Source organism: Flavobacterium sp. (assembly GCF_020217025.1).
In the GTDB taxonomy this organism is placed as follows: Bacteria; Bacteroidota; Bacteroidia; order Flavobacteriales; family Flavobacteriaceae; genus Flavobacterium.
This window is the reverse complement of record NZ_JAIWOF010000110.1, coordinates 1-10,000: the sequence shown is the minus strand read 5'-3', so window position 1 is coordinate 10,000 and position 10,000 is coordinate 1. Positions and strand designations below refer to the sequence as shown.

General features: G+C 32.8%; 13 protein-coding genes. 8 read left to right on the top strand and 5 right to left on the bottom strand.

Features of this window, described 5'->3' with window-relative positions; translation table 11 throughout:
* On the bottom strand, positions 1-527 hold a 527-nt coding region (locus LDL23_RS05405; RefSeq protein WP_291264797.1), incomplete at its 3' end, for an MBL fold metallo-hydrolase.
* Positions 528-642: 115 nt separating this feature from the next.
* On the opposite strand from LDL23_RS05405, the gene LDL23_RS05400 reads away from it, so the two are divergent.
* A complete protein-coding gene (locus tag LDL23_RS05400; protein ID WP_026724961.1) occupies positions 643-2,118 on the top strand; it encodes a hypothetical protein in 1,476 nt (491 codons plus the stop codon).
* Between the two features lie 53 nt (positions 2,119-2,171).
* A complete protein-coding gene (gene rlmH / locus LDL23_RS05395) occupies positions 2,172-2,645 on the top strand; it encodes a 23S rRNA (pseudouridine(1915)-N(3))-methyltransferase RlmH (protein WP_291109871.1) in 474 nt (157 codons plus the stop codon).
* Positions 2,646-2,680: 35 nt separating this feature from the next.
* Here the strand turns inward: rlmH and LDL23_RS05390 are convergent, their stop codons facing one another.
* From LDL23_RS05390 to folP, 3 genes are all read right to left on the bottom strand, one after another.
* Entirely contained in the window at positions 2,681-3,250 is a 570-nt protein-coding gene (locus LDL23_RS05390) for a hypothetical protein (protein ID WP_291264796.1), read from the bottom strand.
* A 71-nt stretch (positions 3,251-3,321) separates the two neighbouring features.
* Complete coding sequence (locus tag LDL23_RS05385) at positions 3,322-4,059, bottom strand: hypothetical protein (RefSeq protein ID WP_291264795.1); 738 nt, start codon at positions 4,057-4,059, stop codon at positions 3,322-3,324.
* Positions 4,060-4,062: 3 nt separating this feature from the next.
* Positions 4,063-4,884, bottom strand: coding sequence for a dihydropteroate synthase (folP, locus tag LDL23_RS05380; RefSeq protein WP_291264794.1), 822 nt, complete (start codon positions 4,882-4,884; stop codon positions 4,063-4,065).
* Positions 4,885-4,953: 69 nt separating this feature from the next.
* On the opposite strand from folP, the gene LDL23_RS05375 reads away from it, so the two are divergent.
* The 6 genes from LDL23_RS05375 to LDL23_RS05350 all read left to right on the top strand — a co-directional run bounded on the left by LDL23_RS05375 (position 4,954) and on the right by LDL23_RS05350 (position 9,060).
* Positions 4,954-5,493 (top strand): DUF1599 domain-containing protein, encoded by a 540-nt coding sequence (locus LDL23_RS05375; RefSeq protein WP_291264793.1) that lies wholly within the window; start codon positions 4,954-4,956, stop codon positions 5,491-5,493.
* 60 nt (positions 5,494-5,553) lie between these two features.
* Positions 5,554-6,627 (top strand): MauE/DoxX family redox-associated membrane protein, encoded by a 1,074-nt coding sequence (locus LDL23_RS05370; protein ID WP_291264792.1) that lies wholly within the window; start codon positions 5,554-5,556, stop codon positions 6,625-6,627.
* 3 nt (positions 6,628-6,630) lie between these two features.
* The gene (locus tag LDL23_RS05365; protein WP_291264791.1) at positions 6,631-7,131 is read left to right on the top strand and encodes a TlpA disulfide reductase family protein; all 501 of its coding nucleotides are present in this window, start codon (positions 6,631-6,633) and stop codon (positions 7,129-7,131) included.
* A 111-nt stretch (positions 7,132-7,242) separates the two neighbouring features.
* Entirely contained in the window at positions 7,243-7,992 is a 750-nt protein-coding gene (gene tpiA / locus LDL23_RS05360; RefSeq protein WP_291264790.1) for a triose-phosphate isomerase, read from the top strand.
* 164 nt (positions 7,993-8,156) lie between these two features.
* Complete coding sequence (locus tag LDL23_RS05355; RefSeq protein ID WP_291264789.1) at positions 8,157-8,549, top strand: DUF1801 domain-containing protein; 393 nt, start codon at positions 8,157-8,159, stop codon at positions 8,547-8,549.
* A gap of 22 nt (positions 8,550-8,571) precedes the next feature.
* The gene (locus LDL23_RS05350) at positions 8,572-9,060 is read left to right on the top strand and encodes a hypothetical protein (protein ID WP_291264788.1); all 489 of its coding nucleotides are present in this window, start codon (positions 8,572-8,574) and stop codon (positions 9,058-9,060) included.
* A 61-nt stretch (positions 9,061-9,121) separates the two neighbouring features.
* Here the strand turns inward: LDL23_RS05350 and rho are convergent.
* Positions 9,122-10,000 (bottom strand): transcription termination factor Rho (gene rho / locus LDL23_RS05345; RefSeq protein ID WP_291264787.1); only part of this gene is annotated, 879 nt, incomplete at its 5' end.

The window sequence follows — 10,000 nt, the reverse complement described above, 5'->3', positions numbered from 1 at the left end:
TCCATTGTTTTCACATCTGTCAAATACACAAAATCTTGAATTCGGTATCCAAAAACTTGCAACGAACCATGGTACGCATTTACAGGAATAACAACTTCATTATTCACCATAAACGATTGGTTATTAATGACTTCATTTTCAGAAACTGAAGGTGCGCCTGGATATTTATTTTCGGTTTCAAAGATGTAATCGAATCTACGTTCTAAATTCTTCAACACGCGTTGATGTGCATAAATGGTAATAGCTCCTTGTTTAAAAAAGAACGGACGAATATCGTCTAAACCCGCAGTATGGTCAGCATGTTCGTGTGTAAATAACAACGCATCAATTTTAGGACATTTCGAATTTAGCATTTGTTGTCTAAAATCGGGGCCACAATCGATAACAATAGAAGTATCTTCAGTTTCAATCCAAACCGAGACACGTAATCGCTTGTCTTTCTCATCTGAACTCAAACATACCGAGTGATGACTTCCAATTACTGGAATTCCTTGAGATGTACCTGTTCCTAAAAAGTAAATTTTCACAACCTTATCTTTTGCACAAAAATAACAATAATTATGGTAGTTTTTATAAAATGATTAACTTTGCAATTAGAGATTATTATTCTCGTGTACCCCAAAATATATTTTAATGAAAAGTATGGTTACAGATATTAAAGTTCGTGGAGATAAAGAGATAGAGCAAATCCCTTCCATTAAAGATAAAGCATTAAGAATCAATCTTAATGAAAACATCTATGGAACGTTTGCAGAGATTGGTGCAGGACAAGAAACAGTACGTAACTTTTTTAGAGCAGGAGCCTCTTCTGGAACTATTGCAAAGGCCATGTCGGCATACGATAAAGACTTTAGTGACGCTATTTATGGTGAAGAAGCTGATGGTCGTTATGTTACAGAAAGTCGTCTTCGCAAAATGCTAACTCACGAAATTAATCTTGTTGAACAACGTTTAAGTAGAGACAAACATCCAAATAAATTGTTTTTTAGTTATGCTAATACGGTTGCTACAATCGACTTTGCAAAGCAATTTAAAGGTCACGGATGGGTTGGAATTGTGTATCAAGTAGAGCCAGACGAGGATTATAACGAAATTATTCTTCACATTCGTTTCAAAGAAAATGATGCCAAATTACAACAAGAAACTCTAGGGATTTTAGGTGTAAATTTAATTTATGGCGCTTTCTATAAATACAACGATCCAAAAAAATTACTTCGTTATTTATACGACCATTTAGATAAAGATCAATTAGAAATTGATACCGTTAACTTCTCAGGTCCAAGATTTGCCAATGTTGACAATCGTTTGATGAGTTTACAATTGGTTAAAAACGGAATGACGGATGCCGTAATGTTTGGTCCTGACGGAAAAAACATCTTACCTGCTGCTGTTTTATACAAGAAGAATATCTTAGCATTAAGAGGAAGTTTTAGACCTGTTACTAAAGTAAATATGGACATGTATGAGGAATCATACAACATGTTTATCAAAGAAAATAAAGTAGCCGAAGACAACACATTTGTAGTATTCGAAATTACACTTTCCAACTTAAAAGCCGAAGGTGAAATTGACGAACGCGATTTCCTTGACCGTGCAGAGTTACTTTGTAAACTTGGGAAAAACGTAATGATTTCGAACTTCCAAGAATATTTCAAAGTTGTAGAATACTTCTCTAATTATTCAAAAGCAAGAATGGGATTAGCTATGGGAGTAAATAACTTAGTTGAAATCTTCGACGAGAAATACTACCGCCATTTATCAGGAGGAATATTGGAAGCATTTGGAAAATTATTCTACCGCGATTTAAAAGTGTACTTATACCCAATGAAAGATGATAATGGAAACGTTATTACTTCAGAAAACTTAAAAGTACATCCGAGAATGAAAGAATTATACAAATTCTTCAAATTCAACGGAAAAGTAATTGACATTAAAGATTATGACGAAAAGAACTTAGATATTTTCTCAAGAAAAATTTTAAAAATGATTTGTAGAGGCGAATCAGGTTGGGAAGACATGCTTCCTGAAGGAACTGCGGATATCATTAAAAAAGAAAAACTATTTTCTTACGCTTGCGAAATCGACTTCAAAGAGAAGCAAACAGAAGAAATTAACTAATATCGAAAATCACTCCCAAAAAGAGTGATTTTTCATTTCACAAAACAAACCACATGAACATTCGTCTTTTAACTATTGGAAAAACAGATAATAAAGCGCTTCAAACTTTGATTGATGATTACACCAAGCGTTTGTCGTTTTACGTGAAATTTGATTTGGAAATTATTCCTGACATCAAAAACGTAAAGAATTTATCGGAAGCCCAACAAAAAGAAAAAGAAGGCGAATTGATTTTATCCAAAATCACACCAACCGACCATTTAATTCTACTCGACGAAAACGGAAAAACGTTCAGCAGCGTAGGATTCTCCGATTTTTTGCAAAAGAAAATGAATGCGGGAATTAAAACCTTAGTATTCGTCATCGGCGGTCCATACGGATTTAGCGAAACGGTTTACCAAAAAGCACAAGGAAAAGTTTCTTTATCCGAAATGACATTTTCACATCAAATGGTACGCTTATTCGTCATCGAACAAATTTATAGAGGTTTTACGATTTTAAGAAATGAACCGTATCATCATCAGTGATAAGGTAAAAGGATAAAGGAAAAGGGTAAAAGGAATTACTCCATCCAACCACCAACTTTTTTCTTTTCCCAAGAATTATTCTTTTTACTTAATAGATAATCGATACCGCTAGTCATGTAATCAATTCTTAAAAGAATTTTATCTCTTTTTCTATTGAAAATTGGTCTTTGTATCATAATAAAACCATCACCGAATTCAGGATTCCCATTTGAAATATTGATTTTTTCTATTTCTTTCGGGATTGAATCATATTCTACTTTATCTAATATTTTTTTGAAGTCATAAACTTGAAAACCAAAGTTTTTTAATTCAGTTGTTTTAAAACATTTTAAAGTATCAATTTGATTTTTTACAAATGCAGTATCTTTTTCTTCTAGCAATTCATATAAAAAATCATAATCTGAATAATTTTCAAATGCGCTTAAATTCCATCTATGAAAATCACAATTAGAAATAATTATTCTTTTCGAAGGAATCAATTTTAAATTTACAGTATCAGATAAAACTTCATTTAAAAGTTGAATACATTCTTCATCAGAAACTAAATCATTGTTAACAACCATGCTTTTATCTTCTTTACAAGAGATAAAAACAAAACCTATCAAGAAAAAGAATAACTTCAAATATCTCATAAAACTAATTAACTCAATTCAAAAACTCCTAACTCACAACTCTTCTAAAGCTTACACCCACATTCAGGTAATTTCTTCTCATCATAAACAAACTCAAAAGAAGACAATTGAATTTCATTATTAGTTGCTTTCCATGCTAAAATTTTATTTTCAATATATTGGTCATACGTTAAGCGATTATCGAAATTCAAATGTAGCATCGTGATTTTTCCATCACTTGTAAAATCTGCAAATTCTTTGATAAAATCGATAAATTCTTCTCTTGAAACATCGTTTCCGTCAACGGTAATTTTGTTGTCTTTATTGAAATTCACAGTGAAATTGTGGTAATTTCTATAGTGTTCGGCGTGTTTTTTAATAAAAAACTTAGAAAAATGCTTGCTATACTTGAACTCCACATCCGTAAACGGGAAAAAAGCCAAATTCTTAGCTACGCTATCCGAATACGTAAAAACGTTCATGGTTCCTTCTTTGGAGTGTGAACTGCGTTTCTTTTTGTCTTGTAAATTCATCACTTCTGGAATGACTAATTTCAAAGGCAAACGTTTGTCGATATTAAAAACCCAATTAGTAGAAGCAATAGCATTTTTGCGATTTACTTCTACAATCGTATCTAATTTTTCTTTGTCATCTGGATTTTCTTCCGTTTTGAAAAACATATAAACGGGAGAATGGTCTGTCATTTCTTTCATAACCGAAACATTTTCTTGAGGTAACAACACTTCTTCATCATTACAAGAAAACAAGCCCATCAAGGCAACAATAGCAACTAATTTCTTCATTCTTTATTTTAATTTACTGACTAATTTTATACATTCCACCGCTTCTTTTACATCATGAACTCGAAGAATTTTTGCTCCTTTTTGCAACGCGATTGTATTCAACACTGAAGTTCCGTTCAAGGCTTCTTGTGGCGAACTTTCTAACACTTTATAAATCATAGACTTTCTGGAAACTCCAGCTAGTAATGGCAATTCTAACATTTCGAACAACTCCATTTTATGCAATACTTCGTAATTCTGTTCTACTGTTTTGGCAAAACCAAATCCAGGATCAATCACAATATCCGAAATTCCAAAGCTTCTCGCCTTTTGAATTCGCTCTGAAAAATAGAAAATGATTTCTTTTACAATGTCGTTATAATCTGTCAAACTTTGCATCGTTTGCGGATTGCCTCGCATGTGCATCATGATGTACGGCACTTTTAATGCGGCAACGGTTTCCAACATTTTATCATCTAACAAACCTGCTGCAATGTCATTTACCATCGTAACTCCATGTTCTACCGAAGCTTTCGCAACTTGAGCTCGAAATGTATCTACTGATAAAATAATATTAGGAAACGTTTCTACTAATGATTTTACAATCGGAACCAAACGTTTGATTTCTTCTTCTTCCGAGACAAATTCGGCACTTGGCTTACTCGAATAGGCTCCGATATCAATAAAATCAGCTCCTTCCGAAAGCATTTTATCAACCTGATGAATAATCGAATTGATTTCTTTGTGCTTGCCACCATCGTAAAACGAATTGGGCGTCACATTCAAAATCCCCATCACTTTTGGAGTTGATAAATCGATTAAATTTCCGTTGCAATTGATATTCATCTTTATTTCTTTTCAATTTTGAGTTAATTCCTTACTTTTGAAAATTCTCACACAAATATAAAGCAAATAATGTCGAATACTTCTCAACAATATGATAAAGTTATAGCGGTTTGTCGCGATTTATTTTCAAAAAAAGCACATGATTACGGAACCGCATGGCGTGTTTTACGTTTGCCTTCTTTAACCGATCAAATTTTTATTAAAGCGCAACGAATTCGCAGTTTACAAGAAAACGAAGTGCGTAAAGTAGACGAAGATGAAACTTCAGAATTCATCGGAATTATCAATTATTGTGCGATGGCATTGATTCAAATGGAAAAAGGAATTGCGAGTCAACCTGACATGTCAGCTGATGAAGCAATTAGACTATATGATGAGAAAATCGCTGAAACCAAAGCCTTAATGGAAAACAAAAACCACGATTATGGCGAAGCTTGGCGCGATATGCGAATCAGTTCGTTAACCGATTTAATCATTCAAAAGTTACTTCGTGTGAAGCAAATCGAAGACAACAAAGGAAAAACTCTAGTTTCTGAAGGAATTGACGCCAATTACCAAGATATGATTAACTATTCGGTTTTCGCCTTGATTTTAATGGAAAATAAATAACAAGTCGTTAACACATTACCTTTTTTGTAAATTGTATTTTTATCAAAAATCAAAAAAAGCATGAAAAAAGAAAACTTAAGTTGGATTTTACGCCTAATTATTTCTGCCTTATTTATTGTTTCGGCTGTAGCCAAATTATATCCATCGCCTTATTTTGCAATTTCCACTTTTGAAGTAAAACAATTGTATCCATTAGGATTTTCAGAGGGTTTTGCTCCTTATTTCTCAAGAATTTTAATCGGAATTGAATTCGCACTTGGAATTGCAATTTTATTAAAAGATTACTTGAAAAAAATCACGATTCCGGCTACGATATTATTGTTATCGGTTTTTGTAATTCACTTAAGCTACACCACTTTTGTTAGTGGAAATGCAGGAAATTGTGGTTGTTTCGGAGAATTAATTCCAATGACACCAGTAGAAGCCATTATCAAAAACATCATTGCGATTGGATTGTTAGTTTGGTTATTCAAAATACTTCCCGCTGATGGAAAATCTAATTTTTGGTTATTGAAATCGGTTGCTTTAGGCTGTATTTTAGCACTTTTTATGGTGGCTCCTATTCGACCAGTTGCTGAATTTACAGAAGAACCAACTTCTGAAATTCAAGAGAATTTAGGTATAATTGTAGATTCTACTTCTGTCTTAAATACAGAAGAACCAAAAGATGAAATAGTAAAAGATACCGTTAAAAAAGTAGAAGAAAAGAAAACTGAAGACGCTCCTAAAAAAGTAAAATCGGGTTACGAGAAATATTTCCCTGGAATTGATACCGATAAAAAGATTCTGTGCTATTTTGTTCCAGGTTGCGACCATTGTATGGATACGGCAAAAGAATTGAATGAAATGCGTAAAAAAGACAAGAACTTTCCTCCTATTTATGTGATTTTCATGAATGAAGAACCAGAAAAACTCCCAACGTTCTTTGAGTTTGCAGGAACTAAATTCCCATACAAAATGATTGATGTAATTCCGTTTTGGACCGAATTAGGTTCAGGAAGAGACACACCAGGAGTGAAATATTTATGGAATGGTAATGAATTCAAATACTATGACGGCATCAATGAAAACAAATTCAATGGAGCCGAATTCAAGAAATTAATTAAAAAACCGTATTCGGAATTAAAAAAATAACCTATGAAAAAATTATTCGTTTTAGCAACCCTGCTAATTAGCACTTTAGGATGTGCACAAAAAGAAGAAACGACTTTTAAAAAAGAAAGTCTTGACTATGTTTTAAAAACAACAAATGATCAATCAATTACTTTTCAAGAAGTAGTAAAAAAACATGAAGGAAAGACAATATTTATAGAACTTTGGGCTTCATGGTGTTCAGATTGTATCAAAGCAATGCCAGAAGTTAAAAAATTAAACCAAACTTATGGTAAAGACGTTATTTTTGTAAACTTATCCTTTGACAAAACATTTGAAAAATGGATTCAAGGAATCGAAAAACATGAAGTAGAAGGTGAGAATTATTTCATTGGTGATAACATGAAAGGAACATTTGGAAAATCATTAGATGTAGATTGGATTCCAAGATACTTAATAGTAGATAAAACCGGTAAAATTGTTTTATACAGAGCCATAGAAAAAGATTTTGACAAAATAAAAGAGGTATTAAACAAGGTTAAATAAATAGTAGAATCCTCGCAAACCTTTGCGTAAATTTATTGCAATGAGGTGGTCAAAAAATACTAATTAAACAAACAAATTAGTACTTTTGAAAGTATTAAAAATGAAATTTCAATGAGAAAAAATATCGTTGCCGGAAACTGGAAAATGCACAAAACTCAAAAAGAAACGGTTGCATTATTAGAAGAAATTATCGCGAAAAAACCAAATACTACAACTGAAATCATTGTAGCTCCAACGTTTGTCAACCTATCAAAAGCAGTTGAAATTACGAATGGAAAAGGAATTACAGTAGCCGCACAAAACATGCATCAAGCGGAAGGTGGTGCTTTCACAGGTGAAATTGCAGCTTCTATGTTAACCGATATCGGCGTAACAACTGTAATCTTAGGTCACAGCGAAAGACGTGCTTATTTTCATGAAACGGATGCTTTATTAGCTAGTAAAGTGGATACCGCTTTAAAACATGAAATGCGTATTATTTTCTGTTTTGGTGAAGAATTGAAAGACAGACAAATTAATAACCATTTTAATATTGTTGAAAATCAATTACGCGATGGTTTATTCCATTTAGAGAAGAAAGATTGGACTAATATTGTATTAGCTTACGAACCGGTTTGGGCAATTGGAACAGGCGAAACCGCTTCTCCTGAACAAGCACAAGAAATGCACAAATTCATAAGAACTTTAGTTGAAAAAGTATACGGCTTTGACATTGCAGACAACTTAACCATTTTATACGGAGGAAGCGTAAAACCAGATAACGCCAAAGAAATCTTCTCAAAACCTGATGTCGATGGTGGATTAATTGGTGGTGCTGCATTAAAGGCAGATGACTTTTTAGCGATTGTAAATGGGTTTTAAATTTTTGAATTTAAATAAATTCTAAAAGCTGAGTAAAAAGCGTAATTACTGTCATGCTGAACTTGTTTCAGCATCTCTATTTTGAGAATCTGAAACAAGTTCAGATTGACAAAACGTAAATTTTACTCAGCTTTTTTATTAAATTTGAAGGAAACAATATTGCTATGAATCCAGAAATCTCGGAATACAACAACGCTCAATCAACTGAAGACCAGTTAATCTGTAATGTTTTAGCAAAACAAATCGATTTACATTTGACTGAAGCAGAAAATAAAATTTGGCACGCGCATCCAGTTTGGTTTTTAGATGGCAATCCAATTGTAGGCTATAGCAAACAAAAGAAAGGCATCCGATTGCTGTTTTGGAGCGGAAAATCGTTTGAAGAAAATAAACTAAATGTTTTAGGAGGTAAATTTCAAGACGCTTCTATTTTTTATAATTCCGTTGATGAAATCGATATTACTGATTTAGAAATTTGGCTTCAAAAAGCAAAAGAAATTCAATGGGATTACAAGAATATTGTAAAACGAAAAGGCGTTTTGGAAAGGTTGAAGTAAATTATATTTAAAGAAATTTGTTATGAAAATCATTATTTTGCTTTTATCTATTCTATCTTTTATTAGTTGTAATAAAAGTGACTCAGAAAAATCTGAGAAATGGATTAAAAACTCAAAAGGAGAAGTATATATTGCCATATTAGAAACTTTTCCATGGGAAGGAGCAACACCTACATTCCTTACAAAAAAAGAAGTTGAAGAAGTAAATAATATTTTATCAAAAGCTGTTAAAAAAATGAACATTGACATAAAGAAAATGTTTCACGATACACCAAATGAGTGGCCAAATTTAATAGTTAATCTAGAGGATTATAAAAGGCAATATTTCCCTTATATCAACAAAAAAACAAAACAAAAAGAAGTATTTGTAAGTTGTTTTTGTCGTGTTCCCGATGATAGATGGAAAAATGAAGGATTTAATGTATTAGGTGGAGGTAATTGTTATTTTCATGGAACCATAAATTTATCAACAGGAGAATTTAATGACTTTATGACAAATGCTCCAATGTAAATAAGTACTATTCAAAATTAAACCCATAAAAAAACTCCGATTTTCATCGGAGTTTTTATTTTTATTGATTCATCGAAATTAAAAATTCTTCGTTGTTTCTTGTTTTCTTAAATCGGTCGTGGATGAAATCCATAGCTTCTACTGGGTTCATATCGGCTAAATATTTACGCATAATCCACATTCTTTGAATGGTATTTTCGTCTAATAACAAATCATCACGACGTGTACTTGAAGAAACCAAGTCGATGGCTGGGAAAATACGTTTGTTGGCAATTCTTCTGTCCAACTGTAATTCCATGTTTCCTGTTCCTTTGAATTCTTCGAAAATAACTTCGTCCATCTTAGAACCAGTCTCTGTTAATGCAGTTGCGATGATACTTAATGAACCACCATTTTCTACATTACGAGCTGCTCCAAAGAAACGTTTTGGTTTTTGTAATGCATTCGCATCAACACCACCACTCAACACTTTTCCTGATGCTGGTTGAACTGTATTGTAAGCTCTTGCTAAACGAGTAATCGAGTCTAATAAAATCACTACATCGTGACCGCACTCTACTAAACGTTTTGCTTTTTCTAATACAATATTAGCAATCTTAACGTGCTCTTGTGGCTCTCTGTCGAAAGTTGAAGCAATTACTTCACCACGAACGCTACGTTGCATATCAGTTACCTCTTCTGGACGTTCATCAATTAATAAAACAATTAGATAAACTTCTGGATGATTAGCCGCAATAGCATTCGCAACATCTTTTAACAACATGGTTTTACCCGTTTTTGGTTGGGCTACAATCATACCACGTTGTCCTTTTCCAATTGGAGAAAACAAATCGATAATACGCGTTGAAACGGTACTACCACGTTCCGCTAAATTGAATTTTTCTGTTGGGAAAACTGGTGTTAAATGTTCGAATGAAATTCTATCACGCACGACTTGTGG